This is a genomic window from Bacillus sp. AFS073361, assembly GCF_002567005.1.
In the GTDB taxonomy this organism is placed as follows: domain Bacteria; phylum Bacillota; class Bacilli; order Bacillales; family Cytobacillaceae; genus Neobacillus.
In genome coordinates this window covers 37,990-62,290 of sequence record NZ_NUZU01000032.1, presented here as the reverse complement: position 1 = coordinate 62,290, position 24,301 = coordinate 37,990, and the positions used below count along the sequence as shown (strand labels likewise).

The window sequence follows — 24,301 nt, the reverse complement described above, 5'->3', positions numbered from 1 at the left end:
TAAAATGGATTCTCCAATCCAATTACTTGAAAATACGGATCAAGCAACCAAACAAGCGCTTGAAAATGTGAGAAAAAGGAAAGAAAAGTTTGATCGGTTTAAAAAGCGGCATATCCTTTCAATCTGGGGAACAATTATATTGGCCGCAAGTTTTTTTGTCTATTTATATTTAACAGTTGCCAGCATTTATTCCTATTCCTTTGCTGCGATGTTTTCAGCTTTTGTTAATGATTCGAATAATTTAACACTATTAGTCTTTTGTGTGGGCATGTATGGAACCATGAACTTATTGAAAGAGAAAAAAGACAAAGCAGAAAAAGAGTACCATGAATTACGCTGTGAAATTGTTGACCGAAGTAAAGATTACTGGAAAAAAGAAGAAGAATGGAAAAACCGCCATATTGTCTTTGAAATGATGAAAACAAAATATGACATTAATCTATACCATGAAAAAAAATAAGAAGCAGGACAAAACTGCTTCTTATTTCTTTTGAATCCAGCTCCAGCGCCTAGAGGAGCTTCCACTTTTTAGTTAAAATATTTTCTTTTTGCCTTGTTCGTCTTTTAATATTTCCACGGCTTCACGGAAGCGCTGTGAATGAATAATCTCTCGTTCTCTTAAGAACCGTAGACCATCATTTAAATCTGTATCATCACTCATATTAATAATCCATTGATAGGTAGCTCTGGCTTTTTCTTCTGCTGCAATGTCTTCGTAAAGATCTGCAATAGGATCCCCTTTTGTTTGGATAAATGCTGCTGTCCATGGCACTCCAGCAGCATTATGGTAAAACAAACCTTTGTCATGGTTTACGTAGTGATCCTCAATCCCTGCCGCTTTTATTTGTTCTGGTGTTGCATCCTTTGTAAGCTTATAAACCATGGTGGCAATCATTTCAAGGTGTGCAAATTCCTCTGTTCCTATATCTGTCAGAAGTCCGATTACTTTGTCAGGAATGGAATATCTTTGGTTTAAATATCGTAGTGCTGCAGACAATTCCCCATCTGCACCGCCATATTGCTCAATTAAATATTTAGCCAATCTCGGATTACACGTGCTGACGCGAACAGGATATTGTAATTTCTTTTCGTAAATCCACATTTACACCAATCCCTCCTCAAAAAATAATACGGGCGCTTCGATTTTAGACTTGCCATGGCCAAGGGGTATCGTCCCAATTCCATGGATAACTTGAGTAACTATTACCAAATTGCAAAAGAGGTCCAAATTGGCTTTCGAATGCTTTTTTAAGGCGTTTTCTTTCTTTTGCGTAATGATTGAATTGATTGATGGCTTCAAGATCATCATTATGAGTATCCAAATATAGGGTTAGTTCGACTAAGACAAAGTCAACAGCTTGTAGTTGTTCCATTAATTGGTAGTACTCGGCAGGAACTTGTTTCATTGGGGTAATCCTCCTTTGCCAGGCTCCAGTGGACTAAACCATGGATCATAGAATGCTTTCCAGAGTGTACCGGCTCTAAGTGCCTCAAGTGGTGTAAATTGTTCCAGGTTTGGTGGTTGAAATCCCATATATAAATTTGGTGGGGTAGAGTATGCTTTTTCAAGAATCGGCGGACAAGGGTCAAAGGGACTCACATACGGATGAAAGGTTTTGAAATGTGTATTCATAATAGTCCTCCCTTTATTCAACATCAGTTAATAATATGAAATAATCCTTTTTCTATGACATAATCTTAAATGCAAAAGGGTTTTTTCCAAGCTTTATAGAAGTATACTAAATAATGCATGATTATATTTCGAGGTGATGGATTTGTTCGTAAAAAATATAATGATTCCAAAGCATGAATGTTTTACTGTCCAGGAAAATACTACACTTAAAGACGCTTTAGAAAGTTTGGAAAAATATCAGATTGATGGACTTCCGGTTTTAAGTGGAGATAAATACGTAGGAGTGGCGACAAGATACAACATTTATATGAGCTATTTTCAGTCTGATAAACAAAAGAATGAGTATTTATCCCAAACTTTTGTAAAAGATATTGCTACACATCATGATAAGTTTCTAGAAGGTGGAGAATTATTTGAGAAAACACTTCTTGATTTAAAGGATTTTCCTTTATTAGCAGTTGTTGATGCTAACAAAAACTTCCTTGGTGTAGTTACGCGCTCTGATGTCATTAGTTCTTTCGAAAGTGCATTTGGGGTGAATCGTCCAGGTGTACGGATTGCCTTTACATCCGTTGAAACCGAAGGACGAATCGCACGCCTGTCTGAAATTGCACATCAATTCCACGAGCATATTATTTCTCTGGTAACTTTCGATGAAACAGATAAACTTGTCCGGAGAATCGTAATGAAGATAGAGAAGAAAGACAATATCGATAAATTCACCAAGAGGCTGGAAGACCATGGCTTCAGAATATTGAGCATCCAAGAAGATGATTAACTAGCAGTAGGTAAGTTTTTAAATCCTTCTCATACATTGTATGGGAGGGGTTTTTATGTTCATTAAAGTGATTAAGTATTTTGTAATTTTTATATGTGGGTATATACTCATCAAATGGATTTCAATACCACAACCTTTTGCCTTATCTGATTTCTTTATAAGTCTTGTCGTAAATCCCTTAAAATTTTTTGCAGCCACGTTAGTTTTTTTTATCGGATTTCTCTTAACTGGGAGAGTCCTATCAGAACTTATCGTTGGCACAAAAATAGCTTGGCAAAAACGAAAAGTAATTGGTGTTGACCTTCTCATTGAGTATCTATATCTTCTGATTGTTTTTTGCCTTCTCTTTTATTTGGGTTTGGTGCAGACGATTGCATTTTTTAGTTTAAGTCTTTTTTATGGTATGATTTCCATTGAACGTTAGTTAAGAAATGGGGAAAAGAGAAATGGTTATAACATTAGTATTCTTGTTCATCCTGGGTGGATGCCTTCTTATATATATGTTACGAGAAGCTTTTTTAAATAATATCATAGAACATGAATTCAGCTTTCCTGACTTTCCTAAATCACTTGGCAGCATTTCTATTTTTTTTATTTCCGATATACATAGGCGAACAATCTCTGATAAAGTGATAAATCCAGTTATGGGGAAAGCGGATATTGTTGTAATCGGTGGTGATTTAACTGAAAAAGGTGTATCTTTTGAAAAAGTAAAGGCAAACTTGAGGAAATTAAAACAAATTGGCCCAGTTTATTTTGTTTGGGGAAACAATGATTATGAAGTGGATTATCATAAATTGGATGCCATTCTCCTGGAATTGGGTATAAAAGTATTAGCTAATACAGCAGTTACCTTTGAATCTGTTAAAGGAGAAAAATTTTGTTTACTAGGTGTAGATGATTTAAACCAAGAACGAGATCGCCTAGATTTGGCCTTATTAGATGCGGAAGAAAGTGGGTTTAAGATATTAGCCAGTCATTATCCTAATATTACAGACAAGATTCTTCCAGAGCATAAAATACGTTTGGTGTTAAGCGGACATACACACGGAGGGCAAATTCATATTTTAGGATATAGCCCCCATGAGCGGGGAAAAATAAAAAAGCTGGATAACACGGTCCTACTTATAAGTAATGGTTATGGTACGACTTCCATTCCACTCCGGTTAGGTGCACCGGCTGAATGTCACCTGATTACACTAAATGGGAATTCTGTAATCGAAGGATAAATATAGACAATTCACCAACAGACCCCTGGGGCATACACTGAAAACAAGAGTTATGTCACGGCAGGGGGCAAAATCATGCGCTTAGAACGCTTAACAGCCAATAAAATAAAGATTTTTCTAACCTCTGATGATTTATTTGACAGAGGACTCTCCAAAGAAGATATTTGGAAGGACTCCATTAAATGGAATCAGCTTTTCCATGATATGCTGGAAGAGGCAAGTGAGGAATTTGATGTTGATATTCAAGGTTCTGTTGCGGTAGAGGTGTTCTCCCTCCAAGCTCAAGGGATGATATTGATTATTACCGTTGATGATGTGATAGAAGATGATGAAATTTTGTATGATGGTTTTATCGAGATGCAAGTAAGAGTTGAAGGCTATGAGGACCTCTTGTATGAGTTTGATGAATTTGAAGATATTATCAGCCTTGCCAAAAGACTGTCCACTGTGAGTATTTTCGGCGGGAGTCTTTATGTTTGGAACAACCGCTACTATTTAATAATGGATAACTTAGAATCGGAAAAAAATATTAAAGCTGCCTGCGTTTTATCCGAATTTGGCAATGCATCTATACTTAGTCCATATGTTCTAGCTGAGTACGGTAAGCGAATAATCGAACAACAAGCGGTGGAAACCATTCTTCATTTTTTTAAGTAGAATTAATTGTTTTTATAGATAATAAAAGGGCGCCACCGCCCTTAAATTGGAAAATGATATTGCGCAATAATATTTAGCCATTGCATATAAAAATGCCAATGGCAGCGTTTACATAATTGGACTTTTTTTATACTTTTCTTCTTGCATAAATGTATGAAAGGTGTATACTTGTGTCTGAAAGATGACAACATTCGTAGCATTTTTTTAGGGAGGATTACAAATGGTAGCCGAAAGAGAAAATGAAAAGACTAATCAAGAGGAAAAGCATGATGTGTTGAAATCGACACAAACAGTTATACATAAGGCCCTTGAAAAGTTAGGTTATCCTGAAGAGGTATACGAGCTCTTGAAAGAGCCATTACGTTTAATGACAGTTAAAATTCCAATTAGAATGGATGATGGTTCCATAAAAATCTTTACTGGTTACCGTGCACAACATAATGATGCAGTGGGGCCAACAAAGGGTGGGATTCGTTTCCATCCAGGTGTAACAGAAACGGAAGTGAAAGCCCTTTCAATTTGGATGAGCTTGAAATGTGGAATTGTTGACCTGCCGTACGGTGGTGGTAAAGGCGGTATCGTTTGTGACCCTCGAGATATGTCCTTTAGAGAGCTTGAGAGATTAAGCCGAGGTTACGTTAGAGCCATTAGTCAAATTGTAGGACCAACGAAAGATATTCCAGCACCAGACGTATTTACTAATTCTCAAATCATGGCATGGATGATGGATGAATATAGTCGAATAGATGAATTTAATTCACCTGGTTTTATTACAGGGAAGCCGCTTGTTCTAGGTGGGTCGCATGGGCGTGAATCAGCAACTGCAAAAGGTGTGACAATCTGTATCCAAGAGGCTGCAAAGAAGAAAGGTATCCAAATTGAGGATGCACGTGTTGTTATCCAAGGTTTTGGTAATGCGGGAAGCTTTTTAGCTAAATTTATGCATGATGCAGGAGCAAAAGTCATTGGGATTTCCGATGCTTATGGCGCCTTGCATGATCCAGATGGACTAGATATTGATTATCTATTAGATAGACGAGATAGCTTCGGAACTGTTACAAAATTATTTAATAACACAATAACTAATAAAGAATTGCTAGAACTTGAGTGCGATATTCTCGTACCAGCCGCAATAGAAAATCAAATTACTGAAGAAAATGCTCACAATATTCGTGCGAGCATCGTTGTTGAAGCAGCAAATGGTCCAACGACACTCGAAGCAACGGAGATTTTAACTGAACGTGGTATTCTCCTTGTACCAGATGTTTTAGCTTCAGCAGGCGGTGTAACGGTTTCTTATTTTGAGTGGGTTCAAAATAACCAAGGCTACTATTGGTCGGAAGAAGAAGTGGAAGAAAAGCTTGAAAAAGTAATGGTAAAATCCTTTAATAATATTTACGATACTGCCCAAACCCGTCGAGTAGATATGCGTTTATCTGCATATATGGTGGGGGTTAGAAAAATGGCAGAAGCGAGCCGCTTTAGAGGCTGGATATAATAACGAGCTGCTGCTAAATATAATACTTAACCATTGAAACATAGTTAAAAAACTCCTATCATAGACGATAGGAGTTTTTTTGTCATCCATGTGATTGTATTAAGGAGTGTACCTATGATGCAAATAGAAGATATCATAATTGTTGGTGGTGGACCCTGCGGCTTGGCAGCAGCCATTGCCATTCAGGATAAAGGAAAAGAGCCATTAATCATTGAAAAAGGAAATGTGGTAAATTCCATTTATCACTATCCAACCCATCAAACATTTTTTAGCACGGCAGAAAAGTTAGAAATTGGGGAAGTGCCATTTATTACTGAGAGTTATAAACCAAAAAGAAATCAAGCACTTGTCTATTATCGAGAAGTCGCTAAACGAAAACAGCTGCGTATAAACTCTTTCGAACAAGTGAATAAAGTTCTTAAAAAGGATGAAATTTTTCAAATCTTTACTAATAAAAATACGTATTGTGCACGCCATGTAATCATCGCAACAGGTTATTATGATCATCCAAACTATATGAATGTTCCGGGCGAAAATTTACCAAAGGTATTCCACTATTTTAAAGAGGCCCATCCATATTTTGATAAGGATGTTTGTGTGGTCGGCGGAAAAAATTCAAGTGTGGATGCGGCCATAGAACTTGTAAAAGCAGGTGCGAGAGTGACCGTTTTATACCGTGGTGATAAATATTCACCAAGTATTAAGCCTTGGATTCTCCCTGAGTTTGAATCGTTAGTTCGAACAGGAACCATTTTAATGGAATTTAACGCCCGCGTTAAAGAAATAACAGAGAATCAAGTTATTTATACAAAAGACGCTGAAGATAATACAATACCCAATGATTTTGTATTTGCCATGACTGGATACCATCCAGACCACCAATTTTTAAAAAATATGGGTGTAAAAATTGATGAAGAATCTGGAAGGCCATTCTTTAGTCCGGATTCGATGGAGACAAATGTAGAGGGAATATATATTGCAGGTGTAATTGCTGCTGGAAATAATGCGAATGAAATATTTATTGAAAATGGCAGATTTCACGGAGAAGCAATCGCACGCTCAATTATCGAAAATGATGCAAAAAGGGTGGCTAAATAATGAAAAAGGTAGTTTTATTAACGACTGGTGGGACTATTGCAAGCAAGACAAATAAAGAATCGGGAAAATTGGCCTCAGGAGCGATAACTGGTGAAGAATTGGCAAGTATGTGTAATTTGCCAAAGGACATCGAAGTAGTTGTTGAATCAGTTTTTCAGAAGGCTAGTATTCATATTACATTTGATGACTTATTACTATTGAAGAATAAGATTGAAGACTATTTTAAGGATGATTCGGTTTCAGGTGTAGTTGTCACACATGGAACAGATACGATGGAAGAAACTTCTTATTTTCTTGATTTAACAATTAATGATTCCAGAACTGTGGTAGTGACAGGATCACAACGCTCTCCTGAGGATTTAGGAAGCGATGTATATATTAATTTACGTCATGCCATTTATTGTGCTTGTTCCGATGATTTAAGGAATGCTGGAACAGTGGTTGTTTTTAATGAACGAATATTTGCAGCACGTTATGTAAAAAAAGAACATGCATCTAATATTCAAGGCTTTAACTCATTTGGGTTTGGATATCTTGGTATTATCGATAATGATCAAGTTCATGTTTTCCAAAAACCAATTAAAAGAGAGTATTTTGAGATTAAAACTTCCATCCCTCAAGTGGAAATCATTAAATGCTATATTGGAGCGGATGGGAAATTTATTAAGGCAGCGCGGGAGGCGGGGATTGCTGGAATTATCTTAGAGGGCGTGGGACGTGGTCAAGTTGCCCCTAAAATGATGACAGAAATTGAAACAGCCATTGCAGAAGGAATGAAACTAGTTATAACTACAAGCGCAGAAGAAGGCTCAGTTTATACAACCTATGACTATGAAGGAAGTGCCTTTGACCTATTTAATAAGGGTGTAATTCTTGGAAGTGATAATGACTCTAAAAAAGCAAGAATTAAATTGGCCGTTGCGCTTGCCAGTAATTTGAATGACATTAGATTTTAAGTTTTAATTAACCAAAAGATAAATACCTATTAGGAATTGGAATGAATCTTTCATTTTCTTTATAGAGAAACCATGTTACGATTAAGAAAATGGATTTGAAAAGAGGTTCATCATGCTGGGAATATTATCAGCCGGACTTGCCCCCGGACTGGCATTACTAAGTTATTTTTATTTAAAAGATGAATATGAACCAGAGCCAATTTCATTCGTTTTAAGGACTTTTATGTACGGAGCACTTCTTGTGTTTCCCATTATGTTTATCCAGCATGTCCTTGAAACAGAACATATAGTAAAATCTGAACTATTCAATGCATTTCTTAGCTCAGGCTTATTCGAGGAGTTCTTTAAATGGTTTATACTCTTTTATGTTATTTATCAGCATGTAGAGTTTGATGAACCCTTTGATGGAATTGTTTACGGAGTAGCTGTTTCACTTGGTTTTGCTACAATCGAAAATATCTTTTATCTAATTGCGAATGGAATCGAACACGCCATGACACGTGCATTGTTACCTGTATCCAGTCACGCCCTATTTGGTGTAATTATGGGCTTTTATATTGGAAAGGCAAAATTTACAGAAGGAAATAAAGCGAAGTGGGTCATTCTTTCCTTATTCTTGCCATTTATTCTCCATGGAGCCTACGATTTTATCTTAATCTCACAAGAAAATTGGCTTATGATTATTTTTCCGTTTATGATTTTTCTTTGGTGGTTTGGTCTTAGAAAAGTTAAGAAAGCAAAAATCTTAAGTGCCAATCATTTGAAAAAACAATATTCTATCCAAAAAACCCTTCAATCATAAAGAAGGGTTTTTTTATTTATTTAAATGGAATAAAAAACCCATTAAAACAAAAAATAGGTTTACTGCTAAAAAGATTTACAATGGGGGTTAAAATTCCGTGAAAAAGAAGAAAATCCTAATTAAGTTATTTATACTAATCCTTCTGATCGTGACATCATCGATTTCTGAAAGCAAGGAAGTGCAGGCTTTCTCTAATCAGGTAATTGAAAAGGGTGCGGTTGGAGATGATGTCATTGAGCTTCAATCGAGGCTTCAGTATTTGGGTTTTTATAACGGTAAGATTGATGGGGTTTTTGGCTGGAGCACATATTGGGCGTTAAGAAATTTTCAATATGAATTCGGCCTGCCAATTGATGGGCTTGCAGGGTGGACAACAAAATTAAAACTAGCCAAAGCGAGTAAATACAATGAGCAGTTTGTAAAAAAACATATTAACACTGGCAAAAAGTTTACACATTATGGCGGGGTTGATCAAAGTAAACAGGTTGCACCAAGTCCTGGGAAACAGGCGCCAGCGAAACAGGCACCTGCTAAACAAGCGCCAGCGAAACAGGCACCTGCTAACCAAGCACCAGCAAAGCAGGCCCCAAAACAAACGGTGCCACAAAAAAACACAGCACCCCAGAAAACAGCACCTAAAAAACCGACGGCAGCGAACACACCAAATGGTTTTTCGCAAAATGATATCCAGTTGATGGCTAATGCCGTTTATGGAGAATCCCGGGGTGAGCCTTATACAGGGCAAGTTGCTGTGGCAGCTGTTATTCTCAATCGGGTAAATAGTGCCACATTCCCAAATACAGTTTCAGGAGTGATTTTTGAGCCTGGTGCATTCACAGCCGTAGCAGATGGACAAATATGGCTCACGCCAAATGAAAATGCAAAGAAAGCGGTTTTGGATGCGATTAATGGCTGGGACCCAACTGGAGAAGCACTTTATTATTTTAACCCAGATACCGCTACAAGCGGGTGGATCTGGGGACGACCACAAATCAAACGAATCGGGAAACATATTTTTTGCAAGTAGAGAGGTGAATGAAATTGATAAGAGGAATATTAATTGGAGTTCTTGCTGTTGGTGTAGCGGGAACAGCATACTGGGGCTATCAAGAACACCAGGAGAAAAATGCAGTTCTTTTAAATGCGGAAAACACGTATCAACGGGCATTTCATGACCTTAACTATCAAGTAGATTTATTACACGATAAGATTGGTACAACCCTTGCAATGAATTCAAAACAATCATTGTCACCTTCCTTAATTGAGGTATGGAGGCTTACCTCGGAAGCACATAGTGATGTTGGACAATTGCCGTTAACCCTGCTTCCGTTTAACAAGACGGAGGAATTCTTATCAAAAATTGGGAATTTCAGTTACCGTGCTGCTGTAAGAGATTTAGACAAGGAACCACTTTCAAAGGAAGAATACAACACGTTAAAGGTACTGTATAAGCAATCTGGTGATATTCAGGATGATCTCAGAAAAGTCCAGCATATGGTATTAAAAAATAATCTTCGGTGGATGGATGTTGAACTTGCATTGGCATCTGGAAAAGAAAAAACAGATAATACGATTATTGATGGCTTTAAAGCTGTAGAAAAGACAGTAAGCGGCTACACTGAATCAAATTTGGGTCCTACTTTTGCAAACATGCAACAAAAAGATGAAAATTTTAACAAAATAAAAGGAAAAACCATTTCTAAGCAAGAAGCAATTAAAATTGCAAAAAAATACATCAAGATTGACGGGAATTCTGAGGTAAAGGTTACAGAGAATGGGAAAGGTTCCGACTATGGTTTTTATAGCGTTTCAATCAAAGATAAGAAAAGCGGTGAGGAAGGCAGTATGGATATTACGAAAAAAGCTGGCCATCCGATTTGGTTTATTAATCATCGTGATGTAAAAAGACAAGTTATTAGTTTAAATGATGCTGATAATAAGGCGGCAGCATTTTTAAAGGAGACGGGCTATAAGGGTTTAGAAATCTTTGAAAGCACACAATATGACAATATTGGAGTATTCAATTTCGTTTCATCCATTAATGGCGTTCGAATTTATCCTGAATCAATTAAAGTAAAGGTAGCACTCGATAACGGGGATATTATTGGTGTATCAGCAGAAGAATATTTAAAATCTTTCCATACAAGAACTATTGAAAAACCGTCCCTCTCTGTGAAGCAAGCTCGAGCAAAAGTAAATCCGAACACTAAAATCATGGAAGACCGTCAGGCAGTTATTATAAACGATCTTAACAAGGAAGTTCTTTGTTATGAGTTTCTAGGAACAATCGATGATGATACGTATCGAATTTTTATTAATGCCAAAAGTGGTGTTGAGGAAAAAGTTGAAAAGCTAAAAAATGCTGAGGCTGTTTATGAAGACGTGTTATAAGGAAAAGCATATGCTTTTCCTTATATTTTTTTCAAAAAACTCCAATAATAAGTATATTAATCGGTGGAGTGGATGCTATGAAAAAGGTAGAAAGAGTCTTAATAAAAATTATCATCGTCCAATTTATTTTTCTATTTCTAACACAACTTTTTTTTCATCAGCTAAATGTACTTCCTCAAGTAAAACAATTGACAAAATACGAAGGAGTAAATGAAAATACATTTACGGAAATTCTTGAAACCTTTCAGGGTAATTGAGAAAGCAGGCCAGCCTGCTTTCTTTTGATTGGACCAATAATAACAATAGGATCGTTAAAATTTCATATTTTATCATGGTAAAAAAAGAGGCAATCCATTATCTTGTGGTAAAATAAATATAGACAACATCTAAGAAACTCATGATGACAAATAGGAGGATTTATGGACAAAAAAATATCAATAGCAATAGACGGCCCTGCTGCAGCCGGTAAAAGTACAGTTGCTAAAATAGTGGCAGAAAAACTTTCATATATTTATATCGATACTGGTGCAATGTACCGTGCTTTAACATATAAGGCGATCGTAAATAAACTGAATCTAGAAGACGAAGATGCATTATTGGCAACATTATTATCAACAGATATTAGATTACAGCCATCTGATAAAGGGCAGTTAGTATACGTAGATGAGCGAAATGTTTCTAATGAAATTCGTTTTGCTGAGGTTACCAATTCGACTTCGTATGTTGCTAAACACCAAAAGGTCCGTGAAGAAATGGTTAAAAGACAACAGGCGTTTGCCACAGAAGGCGGCGTTGTGATGGATGGAAGGGACATTGGGACACATGTATTGCCTGATGCGGAGGTAAAAGTATTTTTACTTGCTAGTGTTGAGGAAAGAGCAGAAAGGCGCCATATGGAAAATATCCAAAAAGGCTTCCCGTCTGACTTAGAAAAATTAAAAGAAGAAATTGCTCGTAGAGATAAAATCGATTCTGAGAGAGAAGTGGCACCATTGAAAAAAGCAGATGATGCAGTGGAAATCGATACAACCTCTCTATCAATTACAGATGTTGTAGAAAAAATAATGGTGTTGGTGCACGAAAGGATTGGATAGGCGTGACGTTTTATGATTTTGCCAAATCAGTGGTTACTGGAGTATTTAAACCACTTTATAGAGTTGAAGCTATCGGATTAGAACATTTCCCAAAAGAAGGTGGTGTTCTTCTTTGTGCGAATCACATCCATAATTTTGATCCCATTATAGTTGGAATTATGGCTCCGCGTCCTGTACACTACATGGCAAAAGAAGAGATTTTTTCAGTTCCTGTTTTGGGTAATATAGTTAGAAAATGTAATGCCTTTCCAGTAAAAAGGGGATTCAACGATCGAGAAGCACTTAGAACAGGCTTAAAAATCCTAAAGGATGGTCAAGTTTTCGGTCTTTTTCCAGAGGGAACAAGAAGTAAGACTGGCGAACTAGGTAAAGGACTTTCTGGAGCAGGTTTTTTTGCTTTAAGGTCAACAGCAGCGGTTGTTCCTTGCGCCATCATTGGTCCCTATCGAAGTTTCCGAAAATTAAAGGTGATCTATGGAGAACCTATTGATTTGGAGGAAATGAGAAAAGAGAAAGCGTCAGCAGAACAAGTTACTGAATTGATTATGTCAAAAATTGATAAACTTAGAAAAGAACATCGATAGGTTCTGCTTGACAAAATAGTCTATTTGTAAGAAGTTAATGGAAAGAGTTTTTTTTGAAAATTCACTGCTTTTATTTTTATATGTGTTGTATGCTGCGTGGCATCCACCAGATCATATATAGAATTTTGAAGTAAATGGATTAAGGAGGAATACATATGTCGGAAGAATTAAATCAAGTAGAAGTGAAAAGCTTTGAAATCGGGGATAAAGTAACGGGACAAGTTACCAAAGTAGAAGAAAAGCAGGTACTAGTCGATATCCAAGGCAGCAAATTAGATGGAATCATTCCAATCAGTGAACTTTCTAGTCTGCATATTGAAAAGGCATCTGATGCAGTTGCTGAGGGTGATGAATTAGAATTAGAAGTGTTGAAGGTTGAGGAAGAAGCAATTGTTCTTTCAAAAAGAAAAGTTGATGCAGAAAAGGCTTGGGATCACTTAGAAAATCAATTCCAAAACGGAGAAATTATTGAAACTGAAGTAAAGGACGTTGTAAAAGGCGGTTTGGTAGTCGATTTAGGAGTTCGTGGATTTGTACCAGCATCATTAGTTGAAGCACATTTTGTTGAAGATTTTAGTGATTATAAAGGTCGTAGTCTTACTTTTAAAATTGTTGAACTTGAAAAGGAAAAGAATCGTTTAATCCTTTCCCATCGAGCAGTGGTAGAACAAGAAAAAGGTAAGCAAAAACAAAGTCGGCTTAGTGCTGTACAAGTTGGTCAAATTATTGAAGGAACAGTTCAAAGAATCACTGATTTTGGCGCTTTTGTTGATATTGGCGGTATTGACGGTCTAGTTCATATTTCTCAACTATCCTATGATCATGTTGATAAACCATCAGATGTGGTTCATGAAGGTCAACAAGTTCAGGTTAAAGTTTTAAGTGTTGACCGTGATAGTGAGAGAATTTCTCTATCAATTAAAGAAACACTGCCTGGACCATGGTCAAATCTTTCCGAAAAAGCACCTAAAGGCAGCATCTTAAAAGGTAAAGTAAAAAGATTGGTCTCTTATGGTGCATTTGTCGAGGTATTCCCTGGAGTGGAAGGTCTTGTTCATATCTCTCAAATTGCACATAAGCATATTGGTACTCCACATGAAGTATTAAAAGAAGGCCAAGAAGTGGACGTCAAAGTCCTTGATGCAAATGAGTCTGATCAACGTCTATCATTAAGCATTAAAGAACTACTTGAAAAAGAGTATGAGGAAAACCAAGACTATGAACTTCCTGAAGAGTCAAAAGGCTTTCAGCTAGGAGAAGTTATTGGTGATAAATTAAAGAATTTAGGAAAATAATGGTGATATAAGTGTCTAGATCTGAACGAAAATGGGATCATATTCGTTTTGCCCTTGAAAACAGGCAAAATCACTCTTCAGCTTTCGATGATTTTAAATTTATTCACCAGGGCCTACCTGATATCGGTGTATTCGATGTTGCAATAGACCATGAAATTGGCGGACTTTATTTAAGTTCGCCTATTTTTATCAACGCCATGACTGGTGGCGGTGGTGATAAAACATATCGTATCAATAAAGAACTGGCTATCGTCGCTAAAAATACAGGATTAACGATGGCTGTTGGGTCACAAATGGCTGCAATAAAGGATAATTCTCAAAAATACACATATGAAGTTGTCCGGAAAGAGAATCCCTCTGGCGTTATCATTGCAAATTTAGGCAGCGAAGCATCAGCAGAGGATGCAAAGGCCGCGATTGATATGATAGAAGCAGACGCTCTGCAAATACATTTAAATGTTATTCAAGAACTAACCATGCCCGAAGGAGATCGCAATTTTTCTGGTGCACTTAAAAGGATTGAAACAATTGTAAAAGAGATAAATGTGCCTGTAATTGTAAAAGAAGTTGGTTTCGGTATGGGGTTTGAAACGGTCAGAAAGCTATCATCCATTGGAGTTAAAGTGGTTGATGTTGGCGGCGCTGGCGGGACAAATTTTGCTGAAATTGAAAATAAACGCAGAGATAAAGCATTATCTTTTTTTAATCATTGGGGAATCCCCACTGGTGTTTCTATTCTTGAGGCATCATCTGTTTCGAAGCATCTTTCAGTTATTGGTTCAGGAGGATTTAAGTCAGGACATGATATTGCAAAAGGATTAGCTCTTGGGGCGAATGCAATCGGCATGGCAGGCTATTTTTTGCCAATCCTCATTAAGGAAGGGATTGAGGTCTTACAACAAGAAATTGAAAACCTTCATAATGAATTGTCGATTATCATGACTGCATTAGGTGCAAAAACGATTTCAGATTTAAAACAAGCACCATTAATTATTTCAGGTGAAACTTATCATTGGTTACATCAACGTGGCATCGATACCAAAGAGTTCGCCCAACGTTCCATAAAATAAAGCTCTCGCAATTTTTTGCGAGAGCTTTATTGTTATTGCTGTCTAGCTCCAGCGCCTTGGCGCATCCGCTTTATTATTTTTTACCATCGTTTAATCCCCGTGCCTCTTCAGGTCCAGATAGCTTCGTGGCACCTGGATAGTGCAATGCCTGATCGCGATCTGATTCCACTCTTCCACTCGCACGTAACTTTTTTTCTTGTCGGTCTTTTCCCATTTAAACACACCTCCTCTTAATAAGATGATTCACACAGAAAATATTATTCAAGGAAGTATGAAAGTACATAAAGATTACCAATAATGAAAATAATAGGAGGTGTATGAGTTGGAAGGAGCAATCTTTTATTGGGTCTTTTGGGGTTTTTGGATCTACTTGACCTTTATTGTGGAAAAGCAAAACCCATATCGATTAAAATTAGCCGCAATAGTATTAATAGTAGTAATATTAACGAATGTCCGGTTTGCTGTAGGAGGGTTTGATATACAGGCAAGCGGGTTATTTATGTTAGGCATTTGTTATTTTTTTATAAACCAAGAAAAACGAGGAGCACTCATTTATTTTTTCATTTGTTCATTCATCATTTCAATTGCCTACGTGACCTTCCATTTATTTGAGATATTTGATCCGGTTTGGATTATTTTTAAAAAGGAATGGATGATGGGGATTACCTTGTGGTATTTAGCCTTATTATTGCAGAAATCTTTAAAAGGGAGATTACTCATCATTTTTGCTGGTGCCATGCAAGGGGACATTTTATATGCGTTTATATTAAATAAATTCGATTTTCCATATGTAATAGGGACGTTTGCATACCTTGATGTTTGCTCACTGACAGCTCTATTACTTACAGGTTGGACCGCGTTAGAAAATCTAGGACCTATCCTCCAAAATCATTTTCATTTTTTGGAAAAAGGCAAGCAAAAATCATCTTGAAAGTGATTTAAAATTCTTGATGTCAGGTTTTCAGAAATCCGCTTTTCGGTTTTTTCCATTGCGGGAAAGGATTAACATTGATAAAATAACATAGTTAGGCCCTTCTAGAACACAGAAGGGTTTCTTTACTTAATAAGAACAAAGGGAATGACCCCTCATTATCGGGGAGGATGCCCCCACTGATGTAATTTTCACTCTATGCTAACATACTAATTCGTATTTAATTATAAGAAAGAAAGGATGGCGATTGTAATTGGTTAAACCTGTTATTGCCATTGTAGGACGGCCCAACGTAGGAAAATCAACAATTTTTAATCGGATTGTCGGTGAAAGAATTTCTATTGTGGAGGACATCCCTGGAGTTACAAGAGATCGTATCTATAGCTCTGGTGAGTGGTTAACACATGACTTCAACCTTATTGATACAGGTGGAATTGATATTGGTGATGAACCGTTTTTGGAACAAATTCGACAACAGGCTGAAATAGCCATTGATGAGGCAGATGTCATTATCTTCTTAACAAATGGACGTGAAGGGGTTACAGCAGCTGATGAGGAAGTGGCTAAAATATTATATCGGTCTAAAAAGCCTGTAGTATTAGCTGTTAATAAAATAGATAACCCAGAAATGCGTGATCAAATCTATGATTTTTATTCATTGGGATTTGGTGAACCAATTCCAATTTCAGGCTCACATGGGCTTGGTTTAGGAGACCTTTTAGATGAGGCTGCAAAACATTTCCCCAAAAACAAGACAGTTGAGTATGGAGAAGATGTAGTAAAGTTTTCACTAATAGGACGCCCCAATGTAGGGAAATCATCATTAGTCAATGCTATTTTAGGCGAAGAACGTGTAATCGTCAGTAATATTGCCGGTACAACTCGTGATGCTGTCGATTCTCCCTATACATATAATGGGGGAAAATATGTCATAATTGATACTGCGGGAATTAGGAAAAAAGGAAAAGTTTATGAAAGTACAGAAAAATATAGTGTACTTCGTGCTTTAAGGGCAATTGAACGCTCTGACGTTGTTCTTGTTGTCATTAATGCTGAAGAAGGAATCATTGAACAGGACAAAAAGATTGCTGGGTATGCACACGAAGCGGGTAGGGCTGTCGTTATCGTGGTCAATAAGTGGGATGCAATTGAAAAAGATGAAAAAACGATGAAAGAGCTCGAACAAAAAATAAGGGAACATTTCTTATTTCTTAGTTATGCTCCAATTGTGTTTTTATCTGCAAAAACAAAAAAACGTGTTCATACGTTGCTCCCAATGATCAATACCGCTAGTGAAAACCATTCAATGAGAGTTGAAACAAGCGTGCTCAATGATGTGATCATGGATGCAGTCGCGATGAATCCGACACCCACAGACAATGGCAGACGTTTGAAAATATATTATACTACACAAGTGGCAGTTAAACCGCCGACCTTTGTTGTATTTGTAAATGAACCTGAATTATTACACTTTTCATATGAACGATTCTTAGAGAACAGAATCAGAGAAGCTTTTGGATTTGAAGGAACCCCTATCAAAATTTATGCAAGAGAAAGAAAATAAAGATAAGGTGGGTGTGATGTAAAGTGAAGGATACTAAATCAGCAATAGCCGTTATTGGAGCTGGAAGCTGGGGAACCGCTTTAGCAATCGTGCTAGCAGACAATCGTCATGAAGTTCGTCTTTGGAGCCATAATGAAGGGCAAGTCAAAGAAATTAATGAAAAGCACACTAACAAGAAATATCTTCCAGAGATTAACCTTTCAGAATTGATTGTTGGATATTCATCATTAAGTGATGCTTTAGCAGGCGTAGATACACTTATATTAGCCGTCCCGACAAAGGCAATACGTGAAGTAATCGGTAAAATTCGTACTATACGTGCAGAACCATTGACAATTGCGCATGTTAGTAAAGGGATTGAACCTGATTCATTACTGCGCATCTCTGAAATTATTCAAGAGGAAATGCCGAAAAATTTATTAAAGGATGTTGTTGTTTTATCCGGTCCAAGTCACGCAGAAGAAGTTAGCCTTCGCCACCCAACAACGGTTACCGTAACTTCTGAGAATATGGAAGCAGCGGAAAAAATACAGGATTTATTTATCAACAATAATTTTCGTGTTTATACTAATTCAGATGTCATTGGTGTTGAAATTGGTGGTGCATTAAAAAACATAATTGCACTTGCTGCCGGTATTACTGATGGATTAGGTTATGGTGATAATGCTAAAGCCGCATTAATGACACGAGGGTTAGCAGAAATCGCTCGCCTTGGTACGAAAATGGGTGCTAATCCATTAACATTTTCTGGACTTGCAGGGATCGGTGATTTAATTGTGACATGTACAAGTGTCCATTCAAGGAACTGGAGAGCAGGAAACCTATTAGGTAAAGGGAAAACCCTAAATGAGGTTTTGGACAATATGGGGATGGTAGTGGAAGGTGTTCGAACCACCAAGGCTGCTTATCAGTTGGCCAAAAGGTATGATGTGAACATGCCGATTACCTTTGCCCTTTATGATGTCTTATTTAATGGGAAGAGAGCAGCGGATGCTGTAGATGTTTTAATGGCCCGCGGCAAGACGCATGAAATGGAAGATTTGGTTAATGTCTTAGAGGAACGAAATATTGAAGATTAAAAAAATATAGCATAGCGGAGAAATAGGGCCTCATGCTTTAAAAAGTTTTTCTTAAAAATGGGCGTTCGGTGAGACGCTTTGTGTCTAGATTGCATACAATGCAACGAAGCAACCTAGTAGTTATACGCAGGTATGGGTTATTTAGTCGTTAAAGCTGAAGTAAAGAATTCGCCCCTCTTTACTTCAGTTTTTTTTTTTTTTTTTTTGTTTAAAATTTTTCTAGAAAAGTTATTGCTTGTGATATAATTAATCTTCGAAAAAGGGGGAGTTAAGTTTGTCGCCAGCTATGCTTAAAATGTGGATCTCAATTGCAGGAATGGGTTTTATGTTCTTGGCAATTATCACAATTTATCTAAGTAGATATAAGCTAAAAGGAGTACTCAGAATTGCTACTGCGATTATCGCTTACTTATTAATGATTATTGCCGGAATAACGCTTCTAATTGTTTTTTTCACATAATGGAAGTTAATACATAATAAAAGGTGATTGTATGAAATGGAACGTACTCAGTTGTTTTCTAGTATTTACTGCTCTTTTCCTATCAGGCTGCATGTATCCCGAAGAGGAATTAGCAAAAAATCAAATCCCATATAAAGATCAAATTTTAGCTGTTCAAATAGCAGTAGATACCTTTAAGGAGGATAATGGCGGGATTCTTCCGATAAAAACCAAAGAAGCAGAAACCCCGATTTATCAAAAGTATCCTATTGATTTTAAAAAAATAACACCAAAATATATCGCTGAGCCTCCTGGTAACGCATACGAAAGCGGTGGGATCTTCCAATATGTCCTTGTGGATGTTGAAACCCAGCCAACTGTAAAATTATTTGATTTAAGAATAACAGAAGCCATACGTGATATTAAATTACGAATCAAAACAAAAGGGTATCCTCCCTTTAAAGAACAAATTGCAAAGAATGTTTTTACTCTTGATTATAAACAATTAGGGTATAAAAAACCCCCTTTTGTAGCAAGTCCATTTACAAATCAAAATTTATCCTTTGTCATTACAGGCAGTGCTGAAGTATATGTAGATTATCGCCCCGATTTATATCAAGCCATGGAAAATAAGGATATGAAGGTAAAACCCGGTGAAGATATTCGGCCAATTTTAGTGAAGGATTCCATGTTTGTGCCTGCATATTCCTTACCATATACCTGGGATTCTAAGACGAAAGAACCAGTATTTTTAGAAGAATAAATAGTCATAACCCTTTTCCGATGAAATATATTGTAGGAGAAGGGTTTTTTTTGCTATTCCCAAAAGAAAACATATATTGAAACCCTCCATAATATCAAATGTTCAGACACTACAGATACAAGAGAACCTAGTGAATTTTTAATAAGGGGGGTAAAAAATTTTTATAAAAGTGTCATAACATTGTAGGACAACATCATAAACATATAGTGTCCAAAAATACCTAAAATGGATGTTTAATCCCACTTTACTCAATGATCGGGAGGGGATCACTTGGAAAAGGTTGATATTTTTAAAGATATTGCCGAGAGAACAGGCGGTGATATTTATTTAGGCGTAGTAGGTGCAGTACGGACTGGAAAATCAACATTTATTAAAAAATTTATGGAGCTTGTTGTTTTACCGAATATAAACAGTGAAGCTGAGAGGTCACGTGCACTTGATGAGTTACCTCAAAGTGCTGCAGGAAAAACAATTATGACAACCGAGCCAAAATTCGTACCAAATCAAGCAGCCACTGTCCATGTTGATGATGGATTAAATGTTAATATCAGGCTAGTTGATTGTGTAGGCTATACGGTGCCAGGCGCGAAAGGCTATGAGGATGAAAATGGTCCAAGAATGATTACCACTCCTTGGTATGAGGAACCAATCCCATTTCATGAAGCTGCTGAAATTGGCACAAGAAAAGTGATCCAAGAACATTCAACTATTGGGGTTGTTGTAACGACTGATGGGACGATTGGAGAAATTCCAAGAAGTAATTATATTGAAGCAGAAGAAAGAGTTATTGATGAATTGAAAGAAGTTGGCAAACCGTTTATCATGGTTGTTAACAGTGCACAGCCATACCATCCAAGCACTGAAACACTAAGATCGAGTTTAGCAGAAAAATATGATATTCCGGTAATTGCTATGAGTGTTGAAAGCATGCGGGACAGCGATGTTCTTAACGTTCTCCGTGAAGCACTCTACGAGTTCCCAGTCCTTGAAGTCAATGTGAACCTGCCAAGTTGGGTGATGGTCCTTAGAGAAAACCATTGGCTTCGTGAAAGCTATCAAGAGGCTGTTAAAGATACTGTAAAAGATATCAAGAGATTAAGAGATGTTGACAGGGTTGTTCAACACTTTAGCGAATTTGAATTCATTGAACGAGCTGGCTTAGCTGGAATTGAAATGGGCTCGGGCGTCGCTGAAATCGACTTATATGCACCAGATGAATTGTATGATGATATATTAAAAGAAATCGTTGGAGTCGAAATTCGCGGAAAAGATCATCTTCTTGAATTAATGCAGGATTTTGCTCATGCAAAAGCAGAATATGACCACATTGCCGATGCACTAAAAATGGTTAAACAAACGGGTTACGGTATTGCCTCACCAACCCTTTCAGATATGAGCCTTGAAGAACCGGAAATTATTCGTCAAGGTGCACGATTTGGTGTAAGGCTGCGAGCTGTAGCACCATCCATCCATATGATAAAAGTGGATGTGGAATCGGAATTCGCGCCAATTATTGGTACTGAAAAACAAAGTGAGGAACTAGTGAGATACCTAATGCAGGATTTTGAAGATGATCCGTTATCCATCTGGAATTCAGATATCTTTGGCCGCAGCTTAAGTTCTATTGTTCGAGAAGGGATCCAAGCAAAGCTTTCATTAATGCCAGAAAATGCACGATATAAATTAAAAGAAACATTAGAGAGAATTATTAACGAAGGTTCAGGTGGCCTAATTGCCATTATACTTTAAGCTATGGACTCCAATTCGGAGTCTTTTTTCTTTGAAAAGAAAGCCTGAATTATATGACAAATTGCCATTATTTTAAAATATCTACTAAATAGGATCAAATTAAGTAGAATTTTGTTGAAACAAAGAAAAGATTACCATAATTTCATGAATTCTTCTTGATAAGCTGTTTTGATTATGATAATCTTTTAACTGAATTACATTATAGCGTTTGAACCCTTATTTCATAAGGGTTTTTCCTAAAAAAATAGATTCTAGTTACCAATTTAATCATTTATGGTAATTTTGGTAATAAAACCGCGCTATGACGTATAGAAATTAGAAAAATTGTTTAGAAATGTAGATAAGTAATCTTATTTACGAATCTTGATAATTTCTTTGGGAGGAGGTGAATGGCATGAACAAGACAGAACTTATTAATGCAGTTGCTGAAGCTAGCGAACTTTCTAAAAAGGACGCGACTAAAGCAGTTGATGCTGTTTTTGATGCGATTTTAGATGCTTTAAAAAATGGTGATAAAGTACAATTAATCGGTTTTGGAAACTTTGAAGTACGTGAGCGTGCAGCTCGTAAAGGTCGTAACCCTCAAACAGGTGAGGAAATCGATATCGCTGCTAGCAAAGTTCCAGCTTTTAAACCAGGTAAAGCGCTTAAAGACGCAGTAAAATAATTACATAAATTTATTGCTTTAAGCGAATGCTTAAGCAAAAAGGTCATGGCTATGTCCATGGCCTTTTTTCTATTTTTTTTGCTTGAACTTTAATGATTGTGCTAATATGTATTTGTCATATATACTTGACTGAACATTAGGAGGAATTTTTATATGTCACAAGTAAATCGTGCCCAAATTGAAGATGCGGTACGTTTAATATTAGAAGCAATCGGGGAAGACCCAAATCGTGAAGGTCTCCATGACACACCAAAACGTGTAGCAAAAATGTATGAAGAAGTTTTTAGCGGGTTAAATGAGGATCCAAGGAAGCATTTTGAAACAATCTTTAGTGAAGACCACGAAGAGTTGGTATTGGTTAAAGATATACCGTTTTATTCCATGTGTGAACATCATCTTGTACCTTTCTTCGGAAAAGCGCATGTAGCATACATTCCAAGAAATGGTCGTGTGACCGGATTAAGTAAATTAGCAAGGGCAGTGGAAGCAGTAGCAAAGAGACCTCAACTTCAAGAACGGATTACTTCCACGATTGCCGACAGTATGATGGAGAAATTAGAGCCTCATGGGGTCATGGTGGTCGTCGAAGCAGAACATATGTGTATGACCATGCGTGGAGTTAAAAAGCCTGGCTCTAAAACAGTAACCACGGCTGTCCGCGGTATTCTTTCAGATGATGCGGTTGCACGGTCTGAAGTGCTCTCGTTAATTAAATATTAGTCCTATTTCTAAGAATATTTGAGGTGTTTATATGGAGAAGAGAGAAAACCAAAACAGTGAGTACGTAGTTATTAAGGCAATCGAAGATGGAGTTAATGTGATCGGTTTAACAAGGGGCTCTGATACCAAATTTCATCATTCAGAGAAGCTTGATAAAGGAGAAGTCCTAATTGCTCAATTTACAGAGCATACTTCGGCAATAAAAATCAGGGGAAATGCTAAAATACTTACACACCTTGGTGAAATTGAAAGTGAAATAAAAAAATAATTCTAATCACACTGTTTTCATCTTATTTCATATTAGCTAAAATGATTATTTTGTGAATATCTGCCTTAAGAATACCTTTTATGTTATAATGGTGTTTGCCTTGTTTTTAGAATGAATGATTAATTATTTTTCATTATTAAAGGCTAAACGGCATGAATTTTACTATGCAAATAGGAAATAAGAATACATAAAGACATTACTAGGGGAAGCAAGGGTGATTTAATTGCTGGACATTCGACAAAAATTCACAAATATTCGAGAGCAGGTCGAACAAAGAGTTTATGATACATATCTGCTCAAATATATTGAGACTCCAATTATTGATGAAGATAAACTTCTTATCCTGGTCTCAATTATGGAACGCCTCGAATTGTCATTCAGCGATATGCAAAATTACGCCTTATCATCAATGTTAATACAAATCGCCCTTGATACACATGAACATATTTCAGATGCATCTGTTGACGAAAAAAATCGTCAATTAACTGTTCTTGCTGGGGATTATTTCAGCGGTCTTTATTATAAACTTCTTGCAGAAGCAGAAGATATTTTGATGATTAAGGCACTTTCAAAAGGAATTAAGGATGTAAATGAAAATAAAATTTCTGTTTATCACCATGAATTTGTTTCAGTTGAGGAGTTAATGACAAGCATAAAAAGGATAGAAAGTTCCTTACTAGCTCGTCTTTCTGAGTATTTTAACGTTGACCTCTGGAACGAATTTCTTGAGAATTTGATGTTGTTTAAACGGTTACTGGATGAAAAGAGTCAATTTATTAAAACAGAAAGATCCGTCTTATTCGAAGCCTTGACCTCAATTGTTTTCCCAATCCATAACTTTAAATTGAAAAAATTATCTAGTGAACAGAAGAGTCATTTATTTCAATATTGTGACCAGTATCTTGAAAGTTCAAAAAAAATAATAGAAAATGGATTAGAGCAACTTCCTTACTTAAATGAATTGCTTGAAATTAGAATTATATCGCTCTTAAACCAATACCAGCCATATGCGAAAACTTTTGTGGAAGAAGGGTAA

Annotated in this window: 30 protein-coding genes; 26 read left to right on the top strand and 4 right to left on the bottom strand. The window is 36.7% G+C overall.

The window, feature by feature from the left end; all coding sequences use genetic code 11:
* The first annotated feature begins 4 nt into the window (after positions 1–4).
* Positions 5–460, top strand: a complete 456-nt coding sequence (locus COJ96_RS16105; RefSeq protein ID WP_098574831.1) for a YpbF family protein — start codon at positions 5–7, stop codon at positions 458–460.
* A 72-nt stretch (positions 461–532) separates the two neighbouring features.
* Here COJ96_RS16105 and COJ96_RS16100 read toward each other — a convergent pair whose 3' ends face one another.
* The 3 genes from COJ96_RS16100 to COJ96_RS16090 are packed head-to-tail and all read right to left on the bottom strand — an operon-like array spanning position 533 to position 1,633.
* Positions 533–1,102 (bottom strand): manganese catalase family protein, encoded by a 570-nt coding sequence (locus COJ96_RS16100; protein ID WP_098574830.1) that lies wholly within the window; start codon positions 1,100–1,102, stop codon positions 533–535.
* A gap of 43 nt (positions 1,103–1,145) precedes the next feature.
* Positions 1,146–1,406: a spore coat protein CotJB gene (locus COJ96_RS16095; protein WP_098574829.1), complete on the bottom strand. Its 261-nt coding sequence runs from the start codon at positions 1,404–1,406 to the stop codon at positions 1,146–1,148.
* Positions 1,403–1,633 carry a spore coat associated protein CotJA gene (locus tag COJ96_RS16090; protein ID WP_098574828.1) on the bottom strand — a complete coding sequence of 77 codons (231 nt, stop codon included), beginning with the start codon at positions 1,631–1,633 and terminating at the stop codon, positions 1,403–1,405. The genes COJ96_RS16095 and COJ96_RS16090 overlap by 4 nt, the downstream gene beginning before the upstream one ends.
* A 142-nt stretch (positions 1,634–1,775) precedes the next feature.
* Here COJ96_RS16090 and COJ96_RS16085 point away from each other — a divergent pair, with 142 nt between their 5' ends.
* The 15 genes from COJ96_RS16085 (at position 1,776) to fni (ending at position 15,085) form a co-directional block, all read left to right on the top strand.
* Entirely contained in the window at positions 1,776–2,411 is a 636-nt protein-coding gene (locus COJ96_RS16085) for a CBS domain-containing protein (protein ID WP_098574827.1), read from the top strand.
* A 55-nt stretch (positions 2,412–2,466) separates the two neighbouring features.
* The gene (locus tag COJ96_RS16080; RefSeq protein WP_098574826.1) at positions 2,467–2,835 is read left to right on the top strand and encodes a hypothetical protein; all 369 of its coding nucleotides are present in this window, start codon (positions 2,467–2,469) and stop codon (positions 2,833–2,835) included.
* A gap of 22 nt (positions 2,836–2,857) precedes the next feature.
* Entirely contained in the window at positions 2,858–3,640 is a 783-nt protein-coding gene (locus tag COJ96_RS16075) for a metallophosphoesterase (RefSeq protein ID WP_098574825.1), read from the top strand.
* Positions 3,641–3,715: 75 nt separating this feature from the next.
* Positions 3,716–4,297, top strand: coding sequence for a genetic competence negative regulator (locus COJ96_RS16070; RefSeq protein WP_098574824.1), 582 nt, complete (start codon positions 3,716–3,718; stop codon positions 4,295–4,297).
* A gap of 220 nt (positions 4,298–4,517) precedes the next feature.
* Positions 4,518–5,795, top strand: coding sequence for a Glu/Leu/Phe/Val family dehydrogenase (locus COJ96_RS16065; RefSeq protein ID WP_098574823.1), 1,278 nt, complete (start codon positions 4,518–4,520; stop codon positions 5,793–5,795).
* A 117-nt stretch (positions 5,796–5,912) separates the two neighbouring features.
* Positions 5,913–6,893: a YpdA family putative bacillithiol disulfide reductase gene (locus COJ96_RS16060; protein ID WP_098574930.1), complete on the top strand. Its 981-nt coding sequence runs from the start codon at positions 5,913–5,915 to the stop codon at positions 6,891–6,893.
* Positions 6,893–7,849, top strand: coding sequence for an asparaginase (locus tag COJ96_RS16055; protein ID WP_098574822.1), 957 nt, complete (start codon positions 6,893–6,895; stop codon positions 7,847–7,849). The genes COJ96_RS16060 and COJ96_RS16055 overlap by 1 nt, the downstream gene beginning before the upstream one ends.
* A gap of 112 nt (positions 7,850–7,961) precedes the next feature.
* Positions 7,962–8,651: a glutamic-type intramembrane protease PrsW gene (prsW, locus tag COJ96_RS16050; RefSeq protein ID WP_098574821.1), complete on the top strand. Its 690-nt coding sequence runs from the start codon at positions 7,962–7,964 to the stop codon at positions 8,649–8,651.
* 130 nt (positions 8,652–8,781) lie between these two features.
* Positions 8,782–9,678 (top strand): spore cortex-lytic enzyme, encoded by an 897-nt coding sequence (sleB, locus tag COJ96_RS16045; protein ID WP_257148539.1) that lies wholly within the window; start codon positions 8,782–8,784, stop codon positions 9,676–9,678.
* 14 nt (positions 9,679–9,692) lie between these two features.
* Positions 9,693–11,042, top strand: a complete 1,350-nt coding sequence (gene ypeB / locus COJ96_RS16040; protein ID WP_098574819.1) for a germination protein YpeB — start codon at positions 9,693–9,695, stop codon at positions 11,040–11,042.
* Positions 11,043–11,119: 77 nt separating this feature from the next.
* Entirely contained in the window at positions 11,120–11,299 is a 180-nt protein-coding gene (locus COJ96_RS16035) for a YpfB family protein (RefSeq protein ID WP_098574818.1), read from the top strand.
* Between the two features lie 162 nt (positions 11,300–11,461).
* Positions 11,462–12,136, top strand: a complete 675-nt coding sequence (gene cmk, locus COJ96_RS16030; RefSeq protein WP_098574817.1) for a (d)CMP kinase — start codon at positions 11,462–11,464, stop codon at positions 12,134–12,136.
* Positions 12,137–12,138: 2 nt separating this feature from the next.
* Complete coding sequence (locus COJ96_RS16025) at positions 12,139–12,720, top strand: lysophospholipid acyltransferase family protein (RefSeq protein ID WP_098574816.1); 582 nt, start codon at positions 12,139–12,141, stop codon at positions 12,718–12,720.
* Positions 12,721–12,875: 155 nt separating this feature from the next.
* Entirely contained in the window at positions 12,876–14,015 is a 1,140-nt protein-coding gene (gene rpsA, locus COJ96_RS16020) for a 30S ribosomal protein S1 (RefSeq protein ID WP_098574815.1), read from the top strand.
* Positions 14,016–14,026: 11 nt separating this feature from the next.
* Positions 14,027–15,085: a type 2 isopentenyl-diphosphate Delta-isomerase gene (gene fni / locus COJ96_RS16015; RefSeq protein ID WP_098574814.1), complete on the top strand. Its 1,059-nt coding sequence runs from the start codon at positions 14,027–14,029 to the stop codon at positions 15,083–15,085.
* A 73-nt stretch (positions 15,086–15,158) separates the two neighbouring features.
* Here fni and COJ96_RS16010 read toward each other — a convergent pair whose 3' ends face one another.
* Positions 15,159–15,299, bottom strand: a complete 141-nt coding sequence (locus tag COJ96_RS16010; RefSeq protein ID WP_098574813.1) for a YpzI family protein — start codon at positions 15,297–15,299, stop codon at positions 15,159–15,161.
* Between the two features lie 108 nt (positions 15,300–15,407).
* On the opposite strand from COJ96_RS16010, the gene COJ96_RS16005 reads away from it, so the two are divergent.
* From COJ96_RS16005 to COJ96_RS15960, 10 genes are all read left to right on the top strand, one after another.
* The gene (locus tag COJ96_RS16005) at positions 15,408–16,016 is read left to right on the top strand and encodes a YphA family membrane protein (protein ID WP_098574812.1); all 609 of its coding nucleotides are present in this window, start codon (positions 15,408–15,410) and stop codon (positions 16,014–16,016) included.
* A gap of 253 nt (positions 16,017–16,269) precedes the next feature.
* A complete protein-coding gene (gene der / locus COJ96_RS16000; RefSeq protein WP_098574811.1) occupies positions 16,270–17,580 on the top strand; it encodes a ribosome biogenesis GTPase Der in 1,311 nt (436 codons plus the stop codon).
* Between the two features lie 23 nt (positions 17,581–17,603).
* Positions 17,604–18,659: an NAD(P)H-dependent glycerol-3-phosphate dehydrogenase gene (locus COJ96_RS15995; RefSeq protein ID WP_098574810.1), complete on the top strand. Its 1,056-nt coding sequence runs from the start codon at positions 17,604–17,606 to the stop codon at positions 18,657–18,659.
* A gap of 274 nt (positions 18,660–18,933) precedes the next feature.
* Entirely contained in the window at positions 18,934–19,119 is a 186-nt protein-coding gene (locus COJ96_RS15990; protein WP_098574809.1) for a DUF2768 domain-containing protein, read from the top strand.
* 31 nt (positions 19,120–19,150) lie between these two features.
* Complete coding sequence (locus COJ96_RS15985) at positions 19,151–19,861, top strand: hypothetical protein (RefSeq protein WP_098574808.1); 711 nt, start codon at positions 19,151–19,153, stop codon at positions 19,859–19,861.
* A gap of 270 nt (positions 19,862–20,131) precedes the next feature.
* The gene (gene spoIVA / locus COJ96_RS15980; RefSeq protein WP_098574807.1) at positions 20,132–21,610 is read left to right on the top strand and encodes a stage IV sporulation protein A; all 1,479 of its coding nucleotides are present in this window, start codon (positions 20,132–20,134) and stop codon (positions 21,608–21,610) included.
* Between the two features lie 394 nt (positions 21,611–22,004).
* On the top strand, positions 22,005–22,277 hold the full coding sequence (locus COJ96_RS15975) for an HU family DNA-binding protein (protein WP_026563932.1): 273 nt from the start codon (positions 22,005–22,007) through the stop codon (positions 22,275–22,277).
* A 153-nt stretch (positions 22,278–22,430) separates the two neighbouring features.
* Positions 22,431–22,997 (top strand): GTP cyclohydrolase I FolE, encoded by a 567-nt coding sequence (gene folE / locus COJ96_RS15970; protein ID WP_098574806.1) that lies wholly within the window; start codon positions 22,431–22,433, stop codon positions 22,995–22,997.
* A gap of 31 nt (positions 22,998–23,028) precedes the next feature.
* A complete protein-coding gene (gene mtrB / locus COJ96_RS15965) occupies positions 23,029–23,265 on the top strand; it encodes a trp RNA-binding attenuation protein MtrB (RefSeq protein ID WP_026563930.1) in 237 nt (78 codons plus the stop codon).
* Positions 23,266–23,488: 223 nt separating this feature from the next.
* Complete coding sequence (locus COJ96_RS15960; RefSeq protein WP_098574805.1) at positions 23,489–24,301, top strand: heptaprenyl diphosphate synthase component 1; 813 nt, start codon at positions 23,489–23,491, stop codon at positions 24,299–24,301.

Excerpts from the sequence above, each read along its gene's own strand:
- COJ96_RS16095 (WP_098574829.1), bottom strand. The coding sequence starts at position 1,406 with ATGAAACAAGTTCCTGCCGAGTACTACCAATTAATGGAACAACTACAA.
- COJ96_RS16065 (WP_098574823.1), top strand. The coding sequence starts at position 4,518 with ATGGTAGCCGAAAGAGAAAATGAAAAGACTAATCAAGAGGAAAAGCAT.
- COJ96_RS16060 (WP_098574930.1), top strand. The coding sequence starts at position 5,913 with ATGCAAATAGAAGATATCATAATTGTTGGTGGTGGACCCTGCGGCTTG.
- COJ96_RS16010 (WP_098574813.1), bottom strand. The coding sequence starts at position 15,299 with ATGGGAAAAGACCGACAAGAAAAAAAGTTACGTGCGAGTGGAAGAGTG.
- rpsA (WP_098574815.1), top strand. The coding sequence starts at position 12,876 with ATGTCGGAAGAATTAAATCAAGTAGAAGTGAAAAGCTTTGAAATCGGG.
- cmk (WP_098574817.1), top strand. The coding sequence starts at position 11,462 with ATGGACAAAAAAATATCAATAGCAATAGACGGCCCTGCTGCAGCCGGT.
- COJ96_RS16080 (WP_098574826.1), top strand. The coding sequence starts at position 2,467 with ATGTTCATTAAAGTGATTAAGTATTTTGTAATTTTTATATGTGGGTAT.
- COJ96_RS15975 (WP_026563932.1), top strand. The coding sequence starts at position 22,005 with ATGAACAAGACAGAACTTATTAATGCAGTTGCTGAAGCTAGCGAACTT.
- COJ96_RS16055 (WP_098574822.1), top strand. The coding sequence starts at position 6,893 with ATGAAAAAGGTAGTTTTATTAACGACTGGTGGGACTATTGCAAGCAAG.
- prsW (WP_098574821.1), top strand. The coding sequence starts at position 7,962 with ATGCTGGGAATATTATCAGCCGGACTTGCCCCCGGACTGGCATTACTA.
- COJ96_RS16090 (WP_098574828.1), bottom strand. The coding sequence starts at position 1,633 with ATGAATACACATTTCAAAACCTTTCATCCGTATGTGAGTCCCTTTGAC.
- COJ96_RS16105 (WP_098574831.1), top strand. The coding sequence starts at position 5 with ATGGATTCTCCAATCCAATTACTTGAAAATACGGATCAAGCAACCAAA.
- folE (WP_098574806.1), top strand. The coding sequence starts at position 22,431 with ATGTCACAAGTAAATCGTGCCCAAATTGAAGATGCGGTACGTTTAATA.
- COJ96_RS15985 (WP_098574808.1), top strand. The coding sequence starts at position 19,151 with ATGAAATGGAACGTACTCAGTTGTTTTCTAGTATTTACTGCTCTTTTC.
- COJ96_RS16035 (WP_098574818.1), top strand. The coding sequence starts at position 11,120 with ATGAAAAAGGTAGAAAGAGTCTTAATAAAAATTATCATCGTCCAATTT.
- COJ96_RS16075 (WP_098574825.1), top strand. The coding sequence starts at position 2,858 with ATGGTTATAACATTAGTATTCTTGTTCATCCTGGGTGGATGCCTTCTT.
- COJ96_RS16100 (WP_098574830.1), bottom strand. The coding sequence starts at position 1,102 with ATGTGGATTTACGAAAAGAAATTACAATATCCTGTTCGCGTCAGCACG.
- COJ96_RS16070 (WP_098574824.1), top strand. The coding sequence starts at position 3,716 with ATGCGCTTAGAACGCTTAACAGCCAATAAAATAAAGATTTTTCTAACC.
- mtrB (WP_026563930.1), top strand. The coding sequence starts at position 23,029 with ATGGAGAAGAGAGAAAACCAAAACAGTGAGTACGTAGTTATTAAGGCA.